Source organism: Virgibacillus sp. 6R (genome assembly GCF_001895305.1).
In the GTDB taxonomy this organism is placed as follows: Bacteria; Bacillota; Bacilli; order Bacillales; family Amphibacillaceae; genus Virgibacillus; species Virgibacillus pantothenticus.
Genome location: NZ_CP017762.1, coordinates 2,985,248 through 3,008,760 on the forward strand (window position 1 = coordinate 2,985,248; position 23,513 = coordinate 3,008,760).

General features: G+C 37.0%; 24 protein-coding genes and 1 other annotated feature. Of the genes, 14 read left to right on the forward strand and 10 right to left on the reverse strand.

From position 1 onward, the window contains the following. Positions 1 to 36: 36 nt before the first annotated feature. Entirely contained in the window at positions 37 to 264 is a 228-nt protein-coding gene (locus tag BKP57_RS13725; protein WP_072741745.1) for a hypothetical protein, read from the reverse strand. Positions 265 to 345: 81 nt separating this feature from the next. Here BKP57_RS13725 and BKP57_RS13730 point away from each other — a divergent pair, with 81 nt between their 5' ends. Together BKP57_RS13730 and BKP57_RS13735 are read left to right on the forward strand one after the other, a co-directional pair. Further along, positions 346 to 573 carry a phage holin gene (locus BKP57_RS13730; RefSeq protein ID WP_072741746.1) on the forward strand — a complete coding sequence of 76 codons (228 nt, stop codon included), beginning with the start codon at positions 346 to 348 and terminating at the stop codon, positions 571 to 573. 10 nt (positions 574 to 583) lie between these two features. Beyond that, positions 584 to 1,738 carry an N-acetylmuramoyl-L-alanine amidase gene (locus tag BKP57_RS13735; RefSeq protein ID WP_198034994.1) on the forward strand — a complete coding sequence of 385 codons (1,155 nt, stop codon included), beginning with the start codon at positions 584 to 586 and terminating at the stop codon, positions 1,736 to 1,738. A gap of 311 nt (positions 1,739 to 2,049) precedes the next feature. Here BKP57_RS13735 and BKP57_RS13740 read toward each other — a convergent pair whose 3' ends face one another. From BKP57_RS13740 to BKP57_RS21730, 3 genes are all read right to left on the reverse strand, one after another. Next, on the reverse strand, positions 2,050 to 2,499 hold the full coding sequence (locus BKP57_RS13740) for a helix-turn-helix domain-containing protein (protein ID WP_072741748.1): 450 nt from the start codon (positions 2,497 to 2,499) through the stop codon (positions 2,050 to 2,052). A 12-nt stretch (positions 2,500 to 2,511) separates the two neighbouring features. Then, positions 2,512 to 2,727, reverse strand: coding sequence for a hypothetical protein (locus BKP57_RS13745; protein ID WP_072741749.1), 216 nt, complete (start codon positions 2,725 to 2,727; stop codon positions 2,512 to 2,514). Between the two features lie 79 nt (positions 2,728 to 2,806). Next, a complete protein-coding gene (locus BKP57_RS21730; protein ID WP_082240909.1) occupies positions 2,807 to 3,544 on the reverse strand; it encodes an AP2 domain-containing protein in 738 nt (245 codons plus the stop codon). Positions 3,545 to 3,611: 67 nt separating this feature from the next. On the opposite strand from BKP57_RS21730, the gene BKP57_RS13755 reads away from it, so the two are divergent. The 3 genes from BKP57_RS13755 (at position 3,612) to BKP57_RS13765 (ending at position 4,963) form a co-directional block, all read left to right on the forward strand. After that, positions 3,612 to 3,827, forward strand: coding sequence for a hypothetical protein (locus BKP57_RS13755; RefSeq protein WP_072741750.1), 216 nt, complete (start codon positions 3,612 to 3,614; stop codon positions 3,825 to 3,827). Continuing rightward, on the forward strand, positions 3,827 to 4,141 hold the full coding sequence (locus tag BKP57_RS13760) for a YolD-like family protein (protein ID WP_072741751.1): 315 nt from the start codon (positions 3,827 to 3,829) through the stop codon (positions 4,139 to 4,141). Before BKP57_RS13755 ends, BKP57_RS13760 begins: the two co-directional genes overlap by 1 nt. A 153-nt stretch (positions 4,142 to 4,294) precedes the next feature. After that, a complete protein-coding gene (locus BKP57_RS13765) occupies positions 4,295 to 4,963 on the forward strand; it encodes a Panacea domain-containing protein (protein ID WP_072741752.1) in 669 nt (222 codons plus the stop codon). Between the two features lie 452 nt (positions 4,964 to 5,415). Here BKP57_RS13765 and BKP57_RS13775 read toward each other — a convergent pair whose 3' ends face one another. The 3 genes from BKP57_RS13775 to BKP57_RS22180 are packed head-to-tail and all read right to left on the reverse strand — an operon-like array spanning position 5,416 to position 6,003. Further along, entirely contained in the window at positions 5,416 to 5,619 is a 204-nt protein-coding gene (locus tag BKP57_RS13775) for a hypothetical protein (RefSeq protein WP_072741753.1), read from the reverse strand. Beyond that, complete coding sequence (locus BKP57_RS13780) at positions 5,616 to 5,825, reverse strand: hypothetical protein (protein WP_072741754.1); 210 nt, start codon at positions 5,823 to 5,825, stop codon at positions 5,616 to 5,618. The genes BKP57_RS13775 and BKP57_RS13780 overlap by 4 nt, the downstream gene beginning before the upstream one ends. Positions 5,826 to 5,829: 4 nt before the next feature. Continuing rightward, the gene (locus tag BKP57_RS22180) at positions 5,830 to 6,003 is read right to left on the reverse strand and encodes a hypothetical protein (RefSeq protein WP_156875339.1); all 174 of its coding nucleotides are present in this window, start codon (positions 6,001 to 6,003) and stop codon (positions 5,830 to 5,832) included. Between the two features lie 325 nt (positions 6,004 to 6,328). On the opposite strand from BKP57_RS22180, the gene BKP57_RS13785 reads away from it, so the two are divergent. The 4 genes from BKP57_RS13785 (at position 6,329) to BKP57_RS13800 (ending at position 8,894) form a co-directional block, all read left to right on the forward strand. Continuing rightward, entirely contained in the window at positions 6,329 to 6,601 is a 273-nt protein-coding gene (locus tag BKP57_RS13785) for a YolD-like family protein (protein ID WP_072741755.1), read from the forward strand. Positions 6,602 to 7,224: 623 nt separating this feature from the next. Then, entirely contained in the window at positions 7,225 to 7,548 is a 324-nt protein-coding gene (locus tag BKP57_RS13790; RefSeq protein WP_050351520.1) for a PadR family transcriptional regulator, read from the forward strand. After that, a complete protein-coding gene (locus BKP57_RS13795; protein WP_050351519.1) occupies positions 7,541 to 8,101 on the forward strand; it encodes an HAAS signaling domain-containing protein in 561 nt (186 codons plus the stop codon). The genes BKP57_RS13790 and BKP57_RS13795 overlap by 8 nt, the downstream gene beginning before the upstream one ends. Beyond that, on the forward strand, positions 8,094 to 8,894 hold the full coding sequence (locus tag BKP57_RS13800; protein ID WP_050351518.1) for a DUF4097 family beta strand repeat-containing protein: 801 nt from the start codon (positions 8,094 to 8,096) through the stop codon (positions 8,892 to 8,894). Before BKP57_RS13795 ends, BKP57_RS13800 begins: the two co-directional genes overlap by 8 nt. Positions 8,895 to 9,036: 142 nt before the next feature. On the opposite strand, the gene BKP57_RS13805 is transcribed toward BKP57_RS13800, so the two are convergent. Then, positions 9,037 to 9,660 (reverse strand): YdhK family protein, encoded by a 624-nt coding sequence (locus BKP57_RS13805; RefSeq protein ID WP_050351517.1) that lies wholly within the window; start codon positions 9,658 to 9,660, stop codon positions 9,037 to 9,039. A gap of 441 nt (positions 9,661 to 10,101) precedes the next feature. On the opposite strand from BKP57_RS13805, the gene BKP57_RS13810 reads away from it, so the two are divergent. Then, entirely contained in the window at positions 10,102 to 11,487 is a 1,386-nt protein-coding gene (locus BKP57_RS13810) for a sensor histidine kinase (RefSeq protein ID WP_050351516.1), read from the forward strand. After that, positions 11,484 to 12,152, forward strand: coding sequence for a response regulator transcription factor (locus tag BKP57_RS13815; RefSeq protein WP_072741756.1), 669 nt, complete (start codon positions 11,484 to 11,486; stop codon positions 12,150 to 12,152). The genes BKP57_RS13810 and BKP57_RS13815 overlap by 4 nt, the downstream gene beginning before the upstream one ends. 147 nt (positions 12,153 to 12,299) lie before the next feature. Here the strand turns inward: BKP57_RS13815 and BKP57_RS13820 are convergent, their stop codons facing one another. Beyond that, positions 12,300 to 12,623 carry a four-helix bundle copper-binding protein gene (locus BKP57_RS13820; RefSeq protein ID WP_072741757.1) on the reverse strand — a complete coding sequence of 108 codons (324 nt, stop codon included), beginning with the start codon at positions 12,621 to 12,623 and terminating at the stop codon, positions 12,300 to 12,302. A gap of 247 nt (positions 12,624 to 12,870) precedes the next feature. Between BKP57_RS13820 and BKP57_RS13825 the strand changes: the two genes are divergently transcribed. Both BKP57_RS13825 and helD read left to right on the forward strand, forming a co-directional pair. Then, positions 12,871 to 14,955, forward strand: a complete 2,085-nt coding sequence (locus BKP57_RS13825) for a copper-translocating P-type ATPase (RefSeq protein ID WP_050351515.1) — start codon at positions 12,871 to 12,873, stop codon at positions 14,953 to 14,955. A 1,197-nt stretch (positions 14,956 to 16,152) separates the two neighbouring features. Beyond that, positions 16,153 to 18,453, forward strand: a complete 2,301-nt coding sequence (gene helD, locus BKP57_RS13830) for an RNA polymerase recycling motor HelD (protein ID WP_050351514.1) — start codon at positions 16,153 to 16,155, stop codon at positions 18,451 to 18,453. Between the two features lie 137 nt (positions 18,454 to 18,590). Here the strand turns inward: helD and BKP57_RS13835 are convergent, their stop codons facing one another. Further along, entirely contained in the window at positions 18,591 to 19,187 is a 597-nt protein-coding gene (locus BKP57_RS13835) for a hypothetical protein (RefSeq protein ID WP_128743383.1), read from the reverse strand. A gap of 648 nt (positions 19,188 to 19,835) precedes the next feature. After that, positions 19,836 to 20,089: a binding site (T-box leader), on the forward strand. A gap of 142 nt (positions 20,090 to 20,231) precedes the next feature. On the opposite strand from BKP57_RS13835, the gene ileS reads away from it, so the two are divergent. Next, positions 20,232 to 23,303: an isoleucine--tRNA ligase gene (gene ileS / locus BKP57_RS13840; RefSeq protein ID WP_249664649.1), complete on the forward strand. Its 3,072-nt coding sequence runs from the start codon at positions 20,232 to 20,234 to the stop codon at positions 23,301 to 23,303. The last annotated feature ends 210 nt before the right edge of the window (positions 23,304 to 23,513 follow it).

A 23,513-nucleotide genomic window follows, 5' to 3' on the forward strand; every position in this document is an offset into this window, starting at 1 on the left:
AATTTGATAGCGAAAATGCAAGGAAAGAGAGAGAAATTACTTTTCGCTAAGTAGATCATTAAGCATTTTTACGACTAGCTCTTCTGTATAAAATGCATTATGAATAAATATTTTATCAATAATTTTTTCAGACAAATCAGATGCGAATTTTTCTTCAGATTCATATTTGTCTCTTTCTTGAAAATGTTGATAGACTATTCTACCTATGTCGCTCTTAGCTTCATCTTTATGTTTAGAAGCTATATCACCACGGATTAAAGACATCTTTTACACCTCCCTTCTACGTCATTATCGACAGAATGGGAGGTTTTTCCTTTAAAAAATAAAAAAATAGGAGGATTTTAAATGAAACAAGCGATTATTAGATTAGTAGTATTAGGGATTTTATTGCTTAACCAAGCTTTGATTTTATTCGGGTGGAATCCATTACCGTTTTCGGAAGATCAAATATACGAATCTGTATCAACCGTTGCGGCGGTAGTTATGGCTATTTATACATGGTATAAGGATAATCCCGTAACTAAAAAAGGTAAGCATAATGATAAGTTTTTGCGTGATCGGGGGATGAAATAATATGGCTAAAGTGGTAGCGATAGACATTGGGCATGGGTCTAATACATTTCCGCCTAGTAAGGGAGTGTATAAAAACGGAAAAGGTTACGCAGAGCATGATTTTAATTCTAAGCTTGGGGTGGAGTTAGACAAACTACTAAAGCATAACGGATTTAAGACGTTGATGAAACAAAAGCCTTTTAGCCCTGACGTAGGTTTAACCACACGGACCAATTACTATAACGCAAAAGGCGTTGATCTAGTTTACTCTTTACATGCTAATTACAACGGAAGCCCCGACGTTAACGGGCGTTGTGTTTTTTATTGGCATACTGCAAATGATGCCAAAAAGCTGGCTAATATCATTGTGGACGAGATTACAAAGGCTGGTTACTCCACGCATGGTAATGGCTTGCATGCATCTAAACCTAATAGCTGGACTAATTTGCACATATGCCGTGAAACAAAGATGACTGCTGTTTTGGTTGAAAATGGGTTTATGTCTGGTGACAAGGACTTTGATTTAGTGTTTGGTAGCAAACAAAAGCAATATGTAAAAGATATGACTAGAGTACATGCTAAGGCTATTTGTCGTTATTATGGGGTTAAATTTAAAGATTTGGATGGCACAACCGTAGCTGATAAACCTAGCAAGCCAGCAAGTAAATCCATCTCTAAAATGGCTAATGAAGTAATAGCAGGTAAACATGGTGACGGGCACGACAACAGACGAAAATCATTAGGGATTACTCAAGCTGAGTATAATTTAGTACGTGATGAGGTAAATAGTCGTTTGAAGGGAGAGAGAAAATCTCCTATACCGTCAATACCGAGAAAATCAGTCAGTCAGATGGCTCGAGAGGTCATCGACGGTAAACACGGTAATGGACATGCTAACCGCCGTAAGTCATTAGGCGTTAACCAAGCAGTGTACGACGAAGTAAAAAACGAAGTAAATCGCAGACTAAACGGAGGAGGAAAAAGCGTAAGCAAGTCGGCAAGCAATGCGAAAAGTTTCCGCGTCGGTCAGAAAGTAACCGTCAAAAAATCAGCAAGCAAATTTGCAACGGGTGAGTCTATTGCAAGCTTTGTTAAAGGTAACTCATACACGGTTAAACAGGTTAAATCAGATCGTGTGCTACTGGATGGCATTATGTCTTGGGTCCGTAAGAAAGACGTGTATTGATATTAAAAAGCCCCCCTCATTTAGAGGGGAGGTACGGAGATGGGGGTAATTCATGATCCTTTAATAGTTTGCCCGACATCATTTAGAGTATTCCTGTTATAAATATTTAAAAGCCTACTCCTTAGTTGGATGGGGCAATTGAATAAAGGATTTGATACCATGCAATTTATTAGTGATCTTATAAATCTAACTCAAGGACAACTTTTAATTAAATATTGGTGGTTGTGGCTTATACTCATAGGTTTGTTTGGGGTTTATATTTATAAAAGGTAATAGCTAAAGCCTGCTCCTTTATTGGGGTAGGCTTGAATTTACTTATTAAGTGTCCTCTTGTCGATTATCCACGTCTTACCAATTTTCTTAGCTGTTATTTTACCTTCTGCACAATGGTTTTTTACTGTGCCTGGTGATAGATTAAGTATCTTTGCAGCCTCTTCTACACCAATCATGTTATTTAGCGCATCTTGTTCGCTATAATAAGCCTGCAAATATTGCGGATTAAGATCCTCGTTATTAAACTCCTTTTCGTCCATGTCGGCAATAATTTCTTGAAACATATTAAACAGTTCCATTTCGTCCCGACCAAACTGTGGAGCGTACTCCATAAGTTCGGCATGGATTTTTTCGAAAGCCATAGCAGGCTTCTTACTAAAACGTGTCATATGCTTTTGAGCAATAGACGGCTTACCACTTTCGAATACTTTGTTGCTAAGGACATTTGCTATTGCTAACAAACGCCCAAATTTTTGATCTCTATTCATGTTAATCCCTCCTTAATTTCCATAAGCTAATTTTAATGAGTTGTAAGCGAGTTGGTAAACAGTAGCATTAGGATTCTTTTCGTATAGTTCCATTCCTAAGTCTGTAATCCCTTCTAAATTTTCAACGATAAAGTCCGACATTCTTTGCTTCCCTTTTAACACCTTACCGTCAATTACAATTGGAGCAGTTTCAATTCTAATGATTTCTTGTTTGATTTTATTTCTCATTTTATTTTCCTCCAGTGCGTTATCGCATTTATTAACTATCTATAATATAACAAATGCGATAACGCATGTCAATGCATAATTAAAACTTTTTCAATCTTTTTTCATCGTGCCCTTGCAAATAAGGTTTGTGATACTTATCCTCAGCCTGTTTCCTTGCTTTTATAGCAGCGCTTTTGGATTTAAAACTGCCTAAATCTAATCGCTTGCCGCCGATTCCTATGTAAGCATTCCAAAGCTTTTTATTTGAATTATAATAAACGCCTTTAACGCCGCTTTTATTATCTGATCGTAGCTTAGACTTTAAAAGGGAGACGTTGACATCATCAATATAACTAGCTTTGTACATATCTCTAAGATTTACTTTATCTTGATCTCGTTTTAAGCAACCACAGGACTTCGTTTCTTCGGTGGTTAAATAAATGCCTTTAACATCAACATAAGTATCACAATCACACTTACATCGCCAAGCGATACGTCCGTCTATTTTATAATCTAGCTTTTTAATTACAGTTAACCTTCCGTATCGTTTTCCGGCTAAATCATTTCCTTTTTTAGGCGTGGCTTTACAACCGCACGATTTCGAATTTCCGCTAGTTAAAGAGGATTGGCGTATAGTCTTTTCCTCACCACACTCGCATCTACATTTCCAGTACCTAACAGTACCTTTTTTAGGTGCTTCTTCAACCAGTGTCCAGTGGTTGAATGTTTGCCCTGGTTTTAAATTAAGTCTAGGCATTGCATTACCTCCAGCACGTAATAATCTTGTTAGTGCTATTATATATCCTTTAAGGTTGTGGGCAACAAAAACATTTTCCATAAAATAACACGTACACACGTTCCTTTTTATGCTATAATAAGAACAAACGTTCTAAGGTGGTGCGATCATGTTAGGATTATTTAAACGGTCTATAGAGAGTAAACAAAAGATAATCATTTTTTATATAGATAGCGATAATAAGTTGACAGAGCGTTATATACGTGTAATTGAAATTAAAGAAAATAGTATTTTAGCCTATTGCTTTTATCGTAAACAAGTGCGAACATTTAACATTGAAAATATTTTATCCGCTGGAAAAGTAAGAAAGAAGGTTGTTTCATAATGGTTAATGATCGAGGTACAATCAAATGGACATCTATCATGATGCCAGAACATATAGAGATGTTGCAGGAGATGTGGGAAGAACAAGAACACAAGGAAAAACCCATATTAGATGAACAACAACAAGAGGAAATAAACACAAAATTACTGATGGCTGTAGCTAATGATTTAACTGTCGAATTAAAGTATTTTGATATGCATAATTTTTATAAGGCAAAAGGTAAAATAACCAGTATCAATAAACAAAATAAATACATAAGTATAGCTGGGCAACGTTTGCCTTTTGAATGCATTATGGATGTGTGGATTAAATGAAATTGGTGCATATACTAGTAAATAAACAGATGATAATGTACCAAAAATTACCTAAAATTAGCTAATTATGTTTTAAAAATTAATTTTTTGTACTATAATAAGCATATAGACTTATTTTGAATAAAATTTCTGAAATTTCGAGGAGGTATAGTTTTGGGAGAAGTTAAAGCGATTGATGTCGCTAAGTGGTTTATAAAGCATAAACTTGATTCCCCTAGGAACACTTTTGATGGCAATATGAAATTGCAGAAGCTGTTATATTTTTCTCAACTTATTCATTATGCGAATCACAATAAAATATTATTCTCTGAAGAGATGAAGGCTTACGAAAACGGAACTGTTATTAACGATGTTCGCTTGACTTATAGAAACGAGTTAGATCAACTAGTAGATCAAGCAGAGGATTTTGAAGGATTTAACAGCCCTGAAGTCGACTATACTTTAAATTTAACGTCAGAAATATTCGGCGATATGAACGCGAAAGAACTTTCGGATTTGAATCATGAATTTGTTAGTTGGAAAGTGCCTTTTAAAGAATCGCAAACTGATCAGCCTGGACGTTATATAAGAGAAAAAAATGTTATTAATCCGTTAGATGGTTTGTTTTTGGAAGATGTGAGAAACGTAAAACAAATGTTAGAAGCATATTGCGAGAATGAGGATGATATGAATTACGAAGTAGTAAATGGGGTCACATTTTATTATAACTCAAGTGAAATACACTTAGACGAAAAGATATTAGCAAAACTGGGAGAATTGAAGTGTTCAGATGAAGTATATACGGTGACTATGGATAAAGAGCAAGGGTTAATTATATCTTGATTACCCCTGGTTATGTACTAGCTCTTCAACTTCCGTTTGCTAACGGAACCCCATGTAATGCGAAAAGACCATTTCTTGTAATAGATAAAAATAACGGAACTCTTGATCTTCTTAACATATCATCGACTAGAGGGAAAGAGAAAAAGTTACTTTATCCTTCGAACGAGAAGATAAAGAAATATTTTCCCCCTCTAGATCAACCATCTTTTTTAAAGTTAGATGAATTATATACCATAGACTATTTTAACGATCTACATAAATCTATTTATAAACATAGGAAGCCTATCATCCCTAATGAATTTAATAGGCTACTACATAAGTTTTATGCATATAAACAAAAAAATGAAGTGAAAGCTGTTAAATATATTGAGAAAATGGTAAGACAAGAAAATTTTTTGTGATTTATTAAGTTTATTAAAAAAGAAAGCCCTTACTACAGGGCTTTTTATAATTTATTTAAACAACTTCTTAATCAATTTAAATACATCAAATGTTGTTTTATTATATACCTTATTATATGCTGCTTTTTTAGGATTGCGTACCCATCCATAGCCTTTAGGCATTTTTGCGCCTGCACGATGGACAACTTGCCTTTTTATGCTTGTCCTAGCAGCTACACGCTTTTTAAGGCTAGGCTTACGCATGCCTATTTTCATTTCGATCCCTCCTTTGGCAACCCTCTTTTCCCTTCGTATTCTTTGATGTCTTCCTCTAAATAAAGAGGGAGGGAGTTATCATGCACCCACATAACTGGTTGCGGAAAATCATCATGTCTTAACTCCCAATTTTTAACTACTTGTCTACTTACATTCCAACGCCGAGCAAGGTCGGCTTTAGAATAAAGTTTCGGTAAATCCTTCATTGCATCACTTCTTTTCCTTTGCTGGTAATATTATTTTAATAATAAAGAGTATAAACCATAATACACTTACTACTAATCCAATCCAGCTTAATGTAGTCATGTTGTTAAAGTCAATTTCTAAAAGCAGTATCGTCATTAAAACAAACGCCAATAAGTCAGTGCTATTTAACCTATTCATAAGTTTATGGAGAATGTGGTATAATATTTATAGGGAGGGGCTAAGCCCCTCTCGGTGGTTAGTCCTTGTCATTATCAGTGAATCTGTCGTAAATCTCAAGTAGGGCTTTGAAACTTGCGATGATTCCTGTAATGATGAGGACTATATTTCTTACATCCTCCATTTCTTCACCTCCTTTCTATATTTATATTATAGCATATATTGTTTACGTTGTAAACGGATTATTATAAGAAATTAGCTTAAAAATAACACAATTCCCTTGAATGGGAACTAATGTTCTTATACAATGTAAGTATGAAACAAATGTTCTTAGGAGGGGATAAAGGTGACTGCTATACCAAAACCACCGAAAAAGAAAAAATCTGCAAGCAACAAACCTAACTTGACAGAGGACAAGATGATAGAGTTATCGGAAAAGTTAGCGGATGCATTGGAGTTTAAAAATGAGATTACGGTTACTACATATAACAGAGGAAAATACGAAGACTTTACAGGGGTTATCCAAAGCGCAAACGCTGAAACGAAAATGATTACTTTTCAGACTAGGAATTTTGAAAGTCATAAGATAAGCGCAAATATTATTGTGGATGTGAAGTAATAGGAAAGAGAAGGTTTATGCGCCTTCTCTTTTTACTCATTTAAAATCAAGAAACGCCTGTCCGCGCTTGTTTAAAAACCTCCCCCAGAATCTCCCCCAAATGTTTAATTTAGAATAGGTCATTTTACAAAGCAAGATTTTTTCTAACTATTAACAAACCCTTATACATCAAGCTTATAATTGCCTTGACCAATGTCATTTAATCAGCTATCATTATCTTATATATATAGGTACTGTTTAATGTATAGTAGTGATGAGGGGGACTGCTGTGAATTAAAGGCAGAAGAAGTGATTTTCAATTTTCTACGTTTAACCCGTATATAAGATGCTGTAAGGCTCCCGCTTCAGGTGCTGAATAATCTATAATACAACAAGTCTAAGCGGGAGATAACAGCACCTAAATGCCCTATTTCGAAGAGGTCTTTAGGTCATACCATTACGGTACTAACCATCAGTGGGGGATGAATGAAACACCCACTGATTGAAGATTCATTTTATCTCCTCTAATGTAATGATATCTACTTTTAGTTATTCATAGCATTTACAGTGCTGTACTCTACTTTAACATTTAGATATTCCAGTAAAATTTAATGTTAAAAATAAAAATGAGGAGCATGGACTGCATGAATGTTCAATTTAAAAAGGGTGCATTGGAATTATGTGTGCTTGCTTTATTAGATAAGCAAGATCATTATGGCTATGAGCTGGCAAACAAGATATCTAAACGGGTAGCAATTTCTGAAGGGTCGGTCTATCCGTTATTAAGAAGGCTTGCTAAAGAAGAATACTTTACAACTTATTTACAGGAGTCATCCGAAGGTCCATCGCGAAAATATTATCGTCTAACAGATAAAGGCAGGGACTATCTACATCAATTGATTCATGAATGGGTGCAGTTTACGCAAGGCGTAAATAAGCTGTTGCAGGAGGGTGATCATATTGAATAAAAAGGAATTTATGAAAAAGTTAATTGTAGGAATTAAAAAGCTTCCTAAAGAAGAACAACAAGAAGTAATCCAGGACTTCGAGGAGCATTTCGCTGTAGGTCTGGCGGAAGGGAAAACGGAAGCGGAAATTGCTGCTGCGTTAGGGACTCCAAACCAGGTTGCAAAAGAACTTGTAGCAACTTATCATCTTGAAAAAGCGGACCATACTTCCAATACCGGAAATATCTTCAGAGCCGTTTGGGCCGTTATCGGGTTAGGTTTCTTTAATTTAGTAATTGTGCTAGGTCCGTTTATAGCTTTAGTATCGATTATTGCTTCTGGATGGGTTGTGGGTGGTTCGTTTATATTATCGCCATTGCTTATGTTAGTGAATGTCATTCTTTACCCAGAGACGTTTATCTTTTTTGATTTTTTTGTGTCCATCGGTTTGACAGGGGTAGGTATATTTATCGTTATTGGAATGTATTATGTAACCCGTTATTTGTCAAAAGGTTTTATTCATTATTTGCATTTTAATGTTAAGTTGGTTAAAGGTGGTCTAAAAGATGAGTAGATTGAAAAAATGGAGCCTTGTTGCAATCATATTTATTATAATTGGTGGTGTAGGGTGTTTATTTACCTTTAAATCACTAGCTAGACAGGAAGTGGCTGTAACAAAGGAAGTGTCTGCAGATGAAGTAACAAATTTAGAATTTGAATTGGTTAACGAGGAAGTCACCATTGTACCGACTGAAAAATCAGATATATCCATAGAACTAAAGGGGAGAAGCAACCGTCCTGACAAGGAATTTCTGGAGATAGAGCAACAAGATGGAACATTAATCGTTCGCAAAAAGCCTGAAAAGTTTAGAATTCAATTTTTTAACCGAGGTGATTCATTAACATTAACCGTTCGATTACCTCAAAAAGAGTTTGCGTCCATGCAAATAGATTCAAAAAATGGAGCTATTTATGGAGAGCAGTTTTCAGTGAAAACATTACACGCCTCAGCTGCGAATGGAAAGATCGTGCTTGAACAAGTGAAAACAGATACCACGGAAGTAAGCACCCGTAATGGAGGCGTGGAACTGAGTCATGTAGAAGGAAGACTTATTGGAAAAACAAGTAATGGGTCAATGGCTCTACTAACAGATAAATTAAATCAATCCATGGAGTTAAATACAAAAAATGGAAGTATTGATATCAACGTAAAAGAAGAGCCAACGAATGTAACATATGATTTGCGCACAGATAATGGTGGGATTGAGGTGTTTGGTAATGACGATTGGGATACAGTAGTTGGGGATGGGACTCATATTATTAAGGCTGTAACTGCTAATGGAAGTATTGCTATAATGAAACAGTAGTCCTGGAGTTGGGGTAGGGTATTGAGTTTGGCAATAATGCCCCGACATAGTTTAGCTTCAAAGTTGTAATACAATTTTTATGTATGTAGGATTCAGTGGACAAATTGTCACTGAATCCTTCTTCTTTTAACCACGCATTTAGTTATTCTTCTACCGGTGATAGTTCATCTTCTGTAACCCATTTATGATTTTTAACTTCTTCACCCGATGTGGTTGATGTATAATCAACCATATATACAGTAGTTTGTTCGGCTGAATCAATCGTCGCTGTTGCGCCTTCCATGCCTTTCATATGGGAAGCTTGTATAGTTGCCTCTTCCCCAGGTTCCAATGGTTCTTCACCAACATTCTTTAATTCTTCGTGAATGACCCATTTATGATCCTCCACTTTTTCACCACCGTCTGTAGGAGTGTATGTGACGGTATATACGGTTGTATCATAAGCGCCGACAATCGTTGCTTCAGCACCTTTCATCCCTTCCATATGGCTAGCTTCAATAATCGCTTTGCTGCCAATTGGAAATGTTGGATTTTCTGCTTCTTTTAATCCTTCAGGAACTTCTCCAGAGCCGGAATGATCCATTTTCTTATCATCTGTACCATTAGATTCATTGCCTTGATTTTCTTGTTGTTGTTTTTCTTCTTGTTGTTGATTTGCTTCTGGGTCTCCATTATCTTGTTTGGTATCCTGGTCGGTTCCGCAAGCGGCAAGAACTGTGGCGAAAATAATTACCATGAAACCTAGCATCCATTTTTTAAAATTCATTTGAAATTACCTCCTATGAAAAATTGCCTTTAGTTATAGTAAAATACCCTGCATATTTGCAGATTATATGCAGTTTTTATGACATATTTTTCCCTGATGCTAAAAAATATGCTTGCTCTGCACAGAAACTTAATATTTTCCTTATAGGATAGAATCATCCTCCATTTATAGATAGCTTGCACATATTTTAGAAATAATATTATGAAAAGAACGATTGGTTTTAAGAAGTGTTTTGTTACTGAAACAGTTTATTCTGCTTAGAATCTTACACCTCCATTAAAACACCCTTCAATTATTTGCGATATTGTTTACATTACTAAAAGATTCGTGCTAACGGATTTATAGGTGTTTTTTAATCCTTTTTCTATATAAAAATGTCCTATACCTACTCTTTCTTCTACCTCCATGTTACGATTTTGGTAGAAAGAGGGTGAGAACTCCGTGTTTAATCGACTATCGCTAAAAATTGGGGTGCTGTTCTTTGGATTTATTTTACTTATCGGCGGTATTCTTTATTATATTCTCTACATTCACTTAGCCAATGGACGAATTGAAGAAGTAATTCATAATTTGTTAGCGAGAGGGAATACGCATAGTGATGTTCTGGAGGATAATTTTACTGATACAACGATGGAACATGTCGGTTTAATGGAATCTGAGTCTGATTTTGTAGTTATTATTACAGATGCGGATGGCGATGTGCTTGTTCGTTCTGATCCTTTGCAACCAGAAATGACGGAGATTATTAATCAAACGAATTATGATGCGATACCTTCTGATGGAATTGTAGTGGAAGATAAGTGGCAAGAAAAACGGTATCTTGCGACAGATAGCCCAATTAGTATTCAAGGAGAACACCGTGGGCATGTATTTATGTTTGCCCCGACAGAACAAATAAGGAGTATATTAGACCAATTAAGTGAGCAGTTCAAATTAATCGGAGTTATTGCTGTAGCTGTAACTATTATTACCATACTTATTTTATCGCGGTTCATTACGGTACCGTTAATGAAAATGAAACAAGCAACAGAGCAATTAAGTGAAGGAAATAATGATGTAGAGTTATCTGTGGAGAGGCGTGATGAATTAGGAGAGTTGTCCAAATCCATTCAGTCTTTAGCCGATGACTTAGATCGGCTGAAAAATGAGAGAAAAGAATTTTTGGCTAGTATATCTCATGAATTACGTACACCACTCACTTATATTAAAGGCTATGCGGATATTATTCATCGCCAACCATTACCTGAAGAAGAGCTAAAAACATATATTGGAATTATTAGAGAAGAGGCGGATGAACTATCCGACTTGATAAAAAATTTGTTTGAATTAGCAAAAATGGACAGGCACTCCTTTGTTGTTAAGAAGCAAGCTGTTCATGTATATGAATTAATAAATTCTATTGTCGATTTGATGCAACCGACGCTGCAAAAAAATAAGCTTACAGTATCTATTCAATGTCCTAAAGATAGGCTCGTGTTAGTAGATCCTAACCGATTTCAGCAAGTTGTATTAAATATTTTGGATAACGCTGTAAAGCACTCACCGCACCATAGTTCAATTACAATCGAAGTGGAAACGTACGGCGACGAAGTAGATATCGTTATACACGATCAGGGAGAAGGTATTCCCGAAAAAGATTTGCCCTTTGTATTTGAACGTTTATATCGCGTGGAGAAATCACGCTCTCGAAAAAGTGGTGGTAGCGGCTTGGGATTACCAATTGCTAAAGAAATTGTGGAGTCCCATGGAGGTACAATAAAGCTGAATAGCCGATATGGGCAAGGAACCAGTGTATTTATTCGTATACCGGGGAGGGGAACCGCTTGAAAAACGTTTTATTAGTAGATGATGAAAAGCGAATGTTAGATTTATTAGCGTTATACTTGCAGCCTTACAATTACACTTGTACAAAAATAAAAAATGGAAAGGAAGCGCTCTATTATTTACAGAAGCAATCGATGGATATCGTTTTACTAGATATCATGATGCCTGATATCGATGGATGGGAGCTCTGCAAACGCATTCGGGAATTTTCTGATATCCCAATTATGATGATTACTGCCAGAGATCAACAAGATGATATTGTGAAAGGGTTACGCTTAGGAGCAGATGACTATCTAACGAAGCCTTTTGATGAACAGGAATTGTTAGCTAGAATGGAAGCATTATTACGGCGAACGGAACCAAAAAAGCATATAGAAGCGAGCGGTTTACGTTGGGATGAGGAAAGATTTGAACTGACATATAATAACCAGCTTATTAGACTTACACCAAAAGAATTTCTAATGATTGGAAAGCTAATGAAGAATCATGGAATCGTATTTACCAGAGAACAGTTAATAGACTTGATTTGGGGATTTCACTCGGAAACAGAAGGAAGAACGGTGGATTCTCATATTCGCAATATACGTGAGAAAATAAGGCAGGCAGGATTTCCAATAGATGATTACTTAATTACTGTTTGGGGTGTTGGCTACAAGTGGGAGATGTAAAATAAAGCCTGCTCGTTCTTCTGGACGACAAAAAAAGTCCAGAAGAATGAAGCTCAAAATTCGTTACAGGCTTATTGAACAATAATCCATTTCGCTTATTGTCTAAGAGGATGCTTTTAAATTCCCTTAGTGAAAAAGGGCGAGTGATTAAGCGGCGCGGCAAGCTTCCGCACATTTAAAGCAAGCTTCTGCGCATTTTTGACAGTGGTCATGATCATGCTTTTTGCATTCTTCACCGCAAGCTTCGCAAATAGTTGCACATAACGCAGTTAGCTCGGAAACAAATGGCGTCCCTCGAGTAAGTGCTTGTTCGACATAGCTACAAATATCTGCGCATTCACGATCTAAACGAATGCAATTTGCCATCATGTTTAAATCCTCTTCTTGTAAGCAGGCATCATAGCAATGATTACAAGCCGTCATACATTCATGCAGTGCTTGAATTAATTCTTTGTGTTGTTCATGTGCCATATTTATCTTCCTCCTAAAAATTATTTGTAGTTATGTTTCCCGTGATCGAGTACTTTAAACATAGATTTTAAATGTTTAAGCGGACTCTAAAGTAGGTTATTGAATAATAAACTGTGTTTGTAAAGATATAAAGATATAAAAAAATCAATATATATTGTTTGACAATTACCATAGGGGGGTATAGTATAGTGATATATAAATCACCGAAATATACACATTAATAATAAAAAGAGTAGGAGGTATACAGATGAAACAAAACGATCATCACAATCATCATGATCACAGTCATCACAATAACCACTCTCATCATGAACACGATCGTCAATCTCATGAAGGGCATGATAATGACCAACATCATGGACATTCACATGGACACCATCACGGCGGTCATGATCACGGAGACATGGTAAATGATTTTAAAAAGCGGTTTTTTATTTCACTGATTATTACCATTCCAATTCTAGCCTTATCTCCAATGATTCAAGGGTTCATAGGTGTTGATTGGAGATTCCCGTACGACCAATATATCTTATTTGCTTTATCAACATTTGTCTTCTTCTACGGCGGCTGGCCATTCATCACAGGAGCCATTGATGAATTAAAAGGCAAAAATCCAGGAATGATGACATTAATTGGTCTGGCTATTGTTGTTGCATATGGATACAGCTCCCTTACGGTATTTGGCTGGGCAGGAAAGGATTTCTTTTGGGAATTAGCAACACTGATTGATATTATGCTACTTGGGCATTGGGTGGAGATGCGTTCTGTTATGGGAGCATCCAATGCATTAGAGCAACTGGTAAAATTAATGCCGAATGAGGCGCATAAATTAGATGAGCAAGGAAATGTCAAAGATGTACCTTTATCCGAGTTAAAAAGCAAGGATTATGTCCTTGTAAAGCCAGGGGAAAAAATCCCAGTTGATGGAATAATTATTGACGGAAAATCAGCTGTAGACGAATCATTGCTTACTGGCGAATCTGTACCAATAGAAAAAGAGAAAAACGACGAAGTCATTGGTGGATCGATAAATAAAGAGGGCTCGCTTACGATTCAAGTAGAAAAAACAGGGGAAGAATCGTTTTTATCGCAAGTTGTTACGATGGTAAAAGAAGCGCAAGAATCGAAATCCAAAACGCAAGACTTAACGAATCGAGCGGCAAAATTGTTGTTTTATATCGCGTTAGTTTCAGGTTTTGCAACACTCTTTATTTGGCTATTGCTAGGGCATCCGTTTGATGTAGCTATGGAACGTATGGTTACGGTTATGGTTATTACTTGTCCGCATGCGCTAGGGTTAGCGGCTCCTTTGGTTGTTGCAGTCTCTACATCCATTTCTGCTAAAAAAGGGTTACTTATTCGTAACCGTGCTAATTTTGAAGGTGCTAGAAACTTAAATGCAGTTGTCTTTGATAAAACAGGAACATTGACAAAAGGTGAATTTGGCGTAACAGATATTGTACCAATGGAAGGGAAAAATGAAGGCGATGTCCTTTTATATGCAGCTAGTGTGGAACAAAATTCTGAACATCCGATAGCTACAGGAATTGTGGAATCAGCTAAGGACAAAGGAATTAACATTGCTAAAGTTACAGATTTCGAATCCATTACCGGAAAAGGGATTCAAGGTAAGGTAAATGGAAAAGTAGTGAATGTTGTTAGTCCGAAGTATGTTAATGATCAGCAGCTTGACTATGATAAGAAGTTATTCAACCAAATGTCTGAGCAAGGGAAGACCGTTGTGTTCGTCCTTATTAATGATCAGCTGATTGGGATGATCGCTTTAGCAGATATAATTCGTGAAACAGCAAAAGAGGCGATCGCATTACTTAAAGAGCAGGATATCCATTCTATTATGCTTACAGGTGATAATCAAAAAGTAGCCAATTGGGTAGCTGAACAGCTTGGGGTGGATGAAGTATATGCTGAGGTGCTTCCTAATGATAAAGCGAGCCAAGTAAAAGAAATTCAACGCAAAGGCTGGAAGGTAGCGATGACTGGGGACGGTGTAAATGACGCACCGGCATTAGCTACAGCGGATCTAGGAATTGCTATCGGAGCAGGTACGGATGTAGCAATGGAAACAGCCGATGTTGTACTAGTGAAAAGTAATCCAAAAGATGTTGTCGCTCTTATGGAGCTATCTAAAAAAACATACCGAAAAATGGTTCAAAACCTATGGTGGGCAGCGGGATATAATATATTTGCAATTCCGTTAGCAGCAGGGGTGCTTGCTCCGATAGGAATTGTGCTAAGTCCAGCTGTTGGTGCTGTGCTCATGAGTTTAAGTACAGTCATTGTAGCCATTAATGCCAAGCTGTTAAAAGCCTAAAATGATTGAGGATTGTAAATAAACGAAGGTTGATTATTCCTAATGATGGATAATCAGCCTTTTTTGTATGATAAGAAAGCATAAAATGAGGTGCTTGGGGATAAAGAACTAACCGAATAGCCGTCCGGCGCATGAGCCCAGCAACGATGTGACTTTAGAAATGCGCCCTATGATAAGTTATCATCGGTTCGTCTCTAAGAGGAAGGTCGACTAAAAACGGGCTTGCCGCTCAGGCGTCGGCATACCCCTGTTTTTAGTGGCATGATTCCTAAATCTTTAGTTGATTCGTTCCATTCGCTACGTTGCTAAACGGGCGCCCTGCGCCTTTGTTCCACTATAGTAAAGTATAAGATTTTTTTGGTTTATAGTATAAGAAAAACAAAGGCTTCCGCCAGAAGACTTGGCGACTAGCCAAGTTTTTCTAAAAAGATAAGAAAGTATAAAATTTGTTGCTTTGGGATAAGGAAATAACTGAATAGCCACGTCCGGCTTTAGCGCCCAGCAACTAGGCGACTTCACGAAATCGCCCTACGATAAGTCATCATCGGTTCGTTACCTCACCGTGATTCCTTTATCTCAGTTGATTCGTTCCATTCGCTACGTTGCTAAACGGGCGCCCTGCGCCTTTGTTCTATGTATAAGCGGGGGGGGAGAGACCATTGTTTTGGTACTTGCTTATAATTTAGAGAGCAGCGTTACTTTTTAAAAGTTCAAATTCACTTTCCGTCAAATCTTGATGGTTGTTGTAAGCCAGGCTACCATCTAATTTAAAAGAGTATGTATCAAATAAAATACGTAGGTACATAAAGTGTGTAGTTTAATATAAAAGCAAAGCGAGATGTTGCAAAGCGCGATTTTATTAGATGTGTCCATTTATTCAAAAATATAATGCACTCACAGGGTATATAAAAAATACACCTTTACAATGAATTTTAATACATAGAAAGTGGCTTAGAAAATTGTGGAGCATGTTCTTTACAGAATCGGAAAATATAGATATTAGCGGAAATGTTTATTGGGGAGACGCATATTGTAAGATAAAGTGTGAAATGCAAAATAAACCTATTGAAGCAAGGCGATAAAAATGCTATGCTATATAGGTTGAGGTGAGGTTTTATATTTTTTTATATAAGTATCTAATTTTATTATAGCGTATCTAGAACCGAAAGTCAATAAAAATGATAAGGAGTTGATAGAATGACTCAAATGCACCAGGATTTTCCTTATGAACAACGACGTGTAGACCATATTCACGAGGAAATAAAGCAAAAAGAGTTAAAAATAGCGGCTAAAACATCGCACTTGAAACAAGACGTCATTGAATTGCGAAAAACGTTTTGGGATGACGTGACTGTAAATTTGGATGAGCCTGACGATGTGATTGAAACAGAAGCAAGCATTAAACAGCAAGCAGAGTTATTGACGCAAAAAGAAACCATTCATGGCAGTTTAGCGAAAGAATTAAGGACATTAAATAGACTTAAAGACAATCCTTATTTTGGTCGAATTGATTTTACAGAAGATGGTGAAGAAAAAGAGTCTATTTATATTGGCATTGCTTCGTTAATGGATAGCGCCGAAGATAATTTTCTTATCTATGATTGGAGAGCCCCAATATCAAGTCTTTACTATGACTATGCATTAGGCAGTGCGAGCTATCAAACGTTAGATGGAGACGTCTCTGGAGAAATATCGTTGAAGCGACAATTTATTATTCGTAATGGAGTAATAAAAGCAATGTTTGATACAGGACTTACAATTGGTGATCAATTGCTACAAGAAGCTCTAGGTAATAATGCAAGTACGACGATGAAAAGTATTGTCGCAACGATTCAAAAAGAGCAGAATAAAATCATTCGTAACGAAAAGAGCAAATTATTAGTAGTGCAAGGGGTAGCGGGTAGTGGGAAAACTTCTGCCGCATTACAAAGGATCGCTTATTTGATGTATCGTTATCGGAAGCAATTAAATCCGGAAAATGTCATGCTATTTTCGCCAAATCCTTTATTTTCAAGCTATATCCGTAATGTGTTACCTGAACTTGGTGAGGAGAATGTAAGACAAACTACTTTTTACTACTTTGTGGAAGAAAAAACAGGAGAAGAATTTTCAATTGAATCCCCTTTTACACAAATGGAGTATATGCTGACAAATAAAGGAACAACAGATGGTCAAATTCGTATGCAAGGGATTGCCTATAAATCTTCGCTCGCATTTAAGGAAGTGATCGATAATTATGTTGCTTGTTTATATATTTCCGGGGTTTGTTTTAAACCTGTTGTGTTTCGCAACCAAGTTATTATTTCGAACGAGGCAATCGCTAATTATTTTTACTCGTTGGATTCTTCCGTTTCTTTATTCAATCGGATGGAACTAGTCGCAAACTGGCTGTTGAAGGAACTAGCTTTGATTCAAAAGCGGGAAGTTTCGAAGGATTGGGTAGAAGAAAAAATAGAATTGTTGGATAAAGAAGCCTATGCGAAGGCGTATTATAAGGCACAAAAGCAAGCTGCTGGAAGCGTAGTGGACGAAGAGATGATTTTAAGAAAAGCCGTTGTGAGTAAAATGTTTGCTCGTATCAAGAAGCGAATAAAACAGTATGCGTTTGTCGATGTTCCAAAAACATTTGCACAATTGTTTAAGCATCAGGAACAACAAAAGGATCTGCCAACGGAATGGAATGATATTGCTGCACAAACGATAAAAAATATTCAGTCCAATATCTTGGGGTGGGAAGACGCAGCGCCATATGCGTACTTTAAAGGCAAACTGCTTGGAGATATGGCGGATCGTTCCGTGCGCTATTTAGTAATAGATGAGGCACAGGATTTTTCCGCTTTTCAATTTGCCTATATTAAGGAGTTGTTTCCACATACGAGAATGACGCTATTAGGGGATGTGAATCAAGCTATTTATAATCCCATATCTAAACAAAATCCATTACTTTTAGATGAAAAAAATGATGTGGAGCGAATTACATTAACGAAAAGCTATCGTCCTACGAAACAGCTTGTCCAATTTACAAGGCATTTCGCCCCTGGTAAAGATGTTATTGAGCCGTTTGAACGAGAAGGAAACAAACCAAAGCTTGTTGATGTAAAAGAAGAAAATCAGCTTGTAGAAGTGCTAATTAATGAGGTACAAGAACTGTTTCAAAAAGGATATGAAACGATAGCGCTCGTTACGAAATCGATACAGGAAAGTAAACAATTATATAAGACATTAAAAGGAAAGATAGATTGTATATTAGTTGATGAAGAGACATACACGTTTACAAAAGGGATTTTAATCATTCCGGTGTATTTAGCAAAAGGCATTGAATTTGATGCGGTAGTTATTCCAGATGCAACAAACAAGCATTATACAAAGGAAGATCAAATCTTATTTTATACAGCTTGTACGCGAGCAATGCATGAATTATCGATAATGGTTACAGGTGAGCCAACCGCCTTTATAAAGGAAACGCCTAAAAACACGTATCAAATGACCGAGATTTAGAGCATGTTTATAACAGATGCAAACGAAAATACGTAAAAAAGATGGGGCGCTGTTAACTTGGCTACTTATCCGTATGAATGAGTAGTCAAGTTTTTTATTAGCTCCGTTTTAAAATAGTGGAAAATTCCTTCTATTACTTATCGCCTATTTCTTGAAACACGTAAGTTATGGAATGAAAAGATATGTACCATCGCTTTTGTAAAATAAATGACTTTACCTGTAAACAAAATGATTGTCGTCGAATGATAAATAGCGATGGTTTTACAAATTGCCTTTCCTCCTACTGTAAATGCAGCGATAACACTTGTTAATAGAACAGAAACAAATATAAAGACGATGGATCCTTCTGAAGTTTGAATTAGTTTTGCTAGTTGGAATACGACAGCTGTAGAGGCTGCACCACTAACAATCCCTGCGATATCACCAACTACATCATTGAATAAACTGGAAAACACAGGTGCTTTTTTGGCGATGAAAGCTGCTTCTTTAGCTCCCTTTACTTTTTTAGCGGCCATGGCATGAAAATGCTTCTCTTTTGAGGTAGCAGCAGCAAGACCAACTGTATCTCCAATAATCCCTATCATTATAAACACTAATACGATAAATAAGCTTAATAATAAACCCGATCCTTCTTGGAATAATGTAGATATCAATGCAAATACAAATGCCATTCCAAATGTGAGCACGCTAATTTTACTACTCCATTGCAACGATTGCCGCATCAGTCTAAACAATTCTTAACCTCCTATTATATCCTCTTTCGCGTTTTGTTAAAGGGGGCTCTTCCGGCTACCACCCCGGAAGAGCAACATGAATTACCTGTACTACCAGCTTTCGTTTATTCCTTAAACTAAAATATTTAATATAAGGAATAAACTTTCACTATAACAAATAAAGTTGCTTATAAGAAACTTATAATATATTTTCCAAAAAATCAAGCATTTTCACTTGCTATTTAAAAATTTTTAAAGCAATTAAACCTGTAGAACATACTACGTTAGTAAAGGACCCTAATCTGTATCTATGATTGTGGTACGCTACGGAAACTTTAAAACTTACGTCAAAAATTCATTTATCCAGCATATAAGGTGCTGTAAGACTTCTACTTGAAGTTGGATAATCTGTACTAACAATAAGTCTAAATGGGAGATAACAGCACCTAAATCCATTTCATAAGAAGCCTTTAGGTTATACCATTACAGTACTAACAATCAGTTGGGGATGCATGAAAACCCCTACGGATTGAAGATTCACTTTATGAAGTATTTTTTTGTTTCCTTTAACTTCTGCTGTTTAGTTTCTATGTCACAAGCTGTTCTATGAACAACGATTCTTGACAACAGATGTGGTTTGTTATAGGGTTACAGTAAGTAAACAAACGGCTACATTCATTGACGAGAACAAGTAAGCATAGTGATGGTTCTACAGAGAGTTGGCATTCTGCTGCAAGCCAATGTTCCATATATGCTGAATATCCTCTCCGAGAAGAAAAGTTGAGGCTATAAGTAGGCTTTTCCGGAATCCTCACCGTTATCACAGAGGCGCGTATGATTGTACGTTGATGAGTGCTGGAGAATATGATGTTTATAAACTCTGGAACCAGGGTGGTAACGCGGGTTATAAGCTCGTCCCTAGAGATGCATAGGGGCGAGCTTTTTTGTATGTAAAAAATGAAAAGGAAGGATAGGCATTGCCTTAGCTTTTGCCAGTCGATTGCTTTTTTGCTGTCTTAGCTTTAAAAATATTTTAAGGAGTGAGCAGTGGTGGAAGATAATAATTTGAAAGAAACCGTGCATGAACGGGAAAAACGAGTAAAAGAGTGGTGGAAAAAACAGGATATATTTCCGAAATCTATTGACCAAAGAGAAGGGAAGGACACGTTTGTTTTTTATGAAGGGCCTCCTACTGCAAATGGGTTACCGCATGCAGGGCATGTGCTTGGCAGAGTGATTAAAGACTTTGTAGCAAGGTACAAGACAATGCAAGGCTTTCAAGTTTTAAGAAAAGCGGGTTGGGATACACATGGCTTACCTGTAGAATTAGGTGTGGAGAAAAAACTCGGAATATCCGGAAAACAGGAGATAGAAAAGTATGGCGTAGAAAAATTTATCGAGGCTTGTAAAGATAGCGTATTTGATTATGAAAAACAGTGGCGAAGATTTACAGAAGCAATCGGCTATTGGGTGGATATGGATGATCCTTATGTAACGCTTGAAAATAATTATATAGAAAGTGTCTGGTATATTTTATCCACTATTCATGAGAAAGGTCTATTGTATCGAGGACATCGTGTAACTCCTTATTGCCCTAGCTGCCAAACATCATTAAGCTCCCATGAAGTTGCACAAGGGTATAAAAATGTAAAAGATCTATCAGTTACTGTAAAATTTCATGTCGCAGGAACAGAAAATGAATTCTTTTTAGGCTGGACAACAACTCCTTGGACTTTGCCGGGAAATATTGCGCTTGCAGTACACCCTGAAATGGACTATGTCAAAGTCAAGTGGAATCAAAGTGTTTATATCGTAGCAGCGAACCGTTTAAAGGCGATCTTTAAAGAGGATTATAAAGTGCTAAGCCAACACAAAGGAAAGGAGTTTGTTGGTCTTTCCTATCAACCTCCTTTTCCCATGTCTAACGTAAAGCGAGGATATCAAGTTATCGCTGCATCATTTGTCACCGATGATAGTGGTACAGGGATAGTACATGTAGCCCCAGCTTATGGGGAGGATGACTATCATGCGGTGAAGCAGAATGAACTCGATTTTATTCATGTTGTTGATCAGGCTGGAAGATATACGGAAGACATGCCTTCTCTTAGAGGACAATTAGCAAAGCAGAGTGATGTTGCAATTATTAAAATGTTGGTTGAAAAAGACCTACTGTTTGCGAAGGAAAAATATGAGCATAGCTATCCGCATTGCTGGCGTTGTGATTCTCCACTGCTTTATTATGCAATGGAAGGCTGGTTTATTCGAACCACAGCTATCAAAGATACGATCTTAAAAAATAATGAAATGATTGAATGGCATCCAGAACATATGAAGCATGGTCGCTTCGGAAAGTTTCTTGAAAATATGGTCGATTGGAATTTAGGCAGAAATCGTTATTGGGGCACTCCGTTAAATGTATGGATTTGTAAAGACTGTGGTCATCAAGTAGTTCCAAATAGCATTAAACAGCTAAAAGCATATGCCAAAGGTGATTTTCCTAAACAGCTTGAGCTGCACAAACCTTATGTAGATAAAATTGTTCTCAACTGTCCGAACTGCCAAGGTGATATGCATCGAACAAAAGAGGTTATTGATGTCTGGTTTGATAGTGGCTCCATGCCGTTTGCACAATATCACTATCCCTTTGAGAATAAGGAGCTGTTTGAAAAGCAATTTCCAGCTGATGTAATTGCTGAAGGTGTAGATCAAACAAGAGGCTGGTTTTACAGTCTATTAACGGTTGCTTCCTTGTTTGTGGGAAAACCTTCTTATAAAAGAGTTCTATCTTTAGGACATATTTTAGATGAAGACGGTAAAAAAATGTCCAAAAGCAAAGGGAATGTTATTGATCCAATGCAGCTAGTGGAAACGTATAGCGCAGACGCGCTCCGATGGGCTTTATTGGCCGATAGTGCACCATGGAATAATAAGCATTTCTCTGCAAAACTAGTTGCCCAAGCAAAATCAAAACTGGTTGACAGATGGCAAAATGTGTACGCTTTTTATGCCATGTATGCTAAGATTGATCAATTTAATTCACAACAGCATGGTAAAGGAAAGCAAACATTGTTGGATAAATGGATTTTGTCTCGGCAACAGACGGTAGTGAATCAGGTCAATTGCTATTTAGATGACTATGATTTTACTTCGGCTGCTAAAGTCTTAGCCGAGCTTGTAGATCAAGTAAGTAACTGGTATATCCGCCGTTCTCGTGACCGGTTTTGGAGTGAAGGAATGGAAGATGAAAAATTGGCTGCTTACCATACACTAAGAGAAGTATTACTAACAACTAGTAAGCTACTTGCGCCATTTATTCCATTCATTACAGAGGATATTCATGTAAAGCTTACTGGGAACAGTGTTCATTTAGCTGATTTTCCTAACTCTAATGAAACGGTTATAGATGAACAGCTTGAGCAGGAGATGGAAGGGGTTCTTCAAGTTGTAGAACTTGCACGGCATGCCCGCAACTTATCCAAAATCAAGACCAAGCAACCACTATCATCATTAACTGTTATAGGAAATAAGGAAGCTGTTCTGTATTTAAGAAAATATGCTGCCATTATCAAAGATGAAATCAATGTCAAACACGTCTATCTATGCGATGATATAGAAGATGAAGTGCGTTATGAAGTCAAATTGAACTTTTCTACAGCTGGCCCAAAATTAGGAAAGCGGACAGGACTTGTGCAAAAACAACTACAACAGTTGTCGGATCAAGCTATTGCTGGCATGGTAAAAGGGGATCGCAGATTAACTTTACCGTCAGGAGAAACGGTACAGCTCGATGAAGAAGATCTCATAGTGAAGCAAGTGACAAAGAAAGGGTTGGAAATAGCTGGAAACGAGTCCTATACGGTACTGTTAGATACAGTGTTAACGGAAGAACTGAAGCAAGAAGGCATAGCTCGGGAGCTCATACGTGCTGTGCAGCTTTATCGAAAAGAGTTACATTTACCTGTTGACCAACGTGTGTCCATTACGTTTGATGGGAGTGACAAGGTGAAGACTGTAATTACGTTATATCAGGAATTGTTGGAAACCAATTTGTTACTAAACGGCATCACATTTGGTGAAAAACCAGTCATGAAAACCGTTCAACTGAACGAAGAGAAAATACGTATCGGAATTGAATAAATCTGTTTGCTGGTAAATAGCCAAGGAAAGAGGAGCGTCAAGGTAGAGGGAAGGGGAAAAACGAATCTTTAGGGCGCAACACTAATTCCTTGGCTTGTTTTTTGGCAAGGATTTATTATAAATCCAACATGCTTTCCCATGTATGTAAAACTGACAGTATACATTATTCGTCATGCTAATTATGCAACAAACTCTGTGCTTTTTATCTCG

Bases quoted from the DNA above. Each gene is read 5' to 3' on its own strand.
- BKP57_RS22180 (WP_156875339.1), bottom strand. From the start codon at position 6,003: ATGAATAGGTTAAATAGCACTGACTTATTGGCGTTTGTTTTAATGACG.
- helD (WP_050351514.1), top strand. From the start codon at position 16,153: ATGACTCAAATGCACCAGGATTTTCCTTATGAACAACGACGTGTAGAC.
- BKP57_RS13805 (WP_050351517.1), bottom strand. From the start codon at position 9,660: ATGAATTTTAAAAAATGGATGCTAGGTTTCATGGTAATTATTTTCGCC.
- BKP57_RS13800 (WP_050351518.1), top strand. From the start codon at position 8,094: ATGAGTAGATTGAAAAAATGGAGCCTTGTTGCAATCATATTTATTATA.
- BKP57_RS13745 (WP_072741749.1), bottom strand. From the start codon at position 2,727: ATGAGAAATAAAATCAAACAAGAAATCATTAGAATTGAAACTGCTCCA.
- BKP57_RS21730 (WP_082240909.1), bottom strand. From the start codon at position 3,544: ATGGAAAATGTTTTTGTTGCCCACAACCTTAAAGGATATATAATAGCA.
- BKP57_RS13780 (WP_072741754.1), bottom strand. From the start codon at position 5,825: ATGAAGGATTTACCGAAACTTTATTCTAAAGCCGACCTTGCTCGGCGT.
- BKP57_RS13790 (WP_050351520.1), top strand. From the start codon at position 7,225: ATGAATGTTCAATTTAAAAAGGGTGCATTGGAATTATGTGTGCTTGCT.
- BKP57_RS13820 (WP_072741757.1), bottom strand. From the start codon at position 12,623: ATGGCACATGAACAACACAAAGAATTAATTCAAGCACTGCATGAATGT.
- BKP57_RS13725 (WP_072741745.1), bottom strand. From the start codon at position 264: ATGTCTTTAATCCGTGGTGATATAGCTTCTAAACATAAAGATGAAGCT.
- BKP57_RS13730 (WP_072741746.1), top strand. From the start codon at position 346: ATGAAACAAGCGATTATTAGATTAGTAGTATTAGGGATTTTATTGCTT.
- BKP57_RS13825 (WP_050351515.1), top strand. From the start codon at position 12,871: ATGAAACAAAACGATCATCACAATCATCATGATCACAGTCATCACAAT.
- BKP57_RS13740 (WP_072741748.1), bottom strand. From the start codon at position 2,499: ATGAATAGAGATCAAAAATTTGGGCGTTTGTTAGCAATAGCAAATGTC.
- BKP57_RS13755 (WP_072741750.1), top strand. From the start codon at position 3,612: ATGTTAGGATTATTTAAACGGTCTATAGAGAGTAAACAAAAGATAATC.
- BKP57_RS13760 (WP_072741751.1), top strand. From the start codon at position 3,827: ATGGTTAATGATCGAGGTACAATCAAATGGACATCTATCATGATGCCA.
- BKP57_RS13775 (WP_072741753.1), bottom strand. From the start codon at position 5,619: ATGAAAATAGGCATGCGTAAGCCTAGCCTTAAAAAGCGTGTAGCTGCT.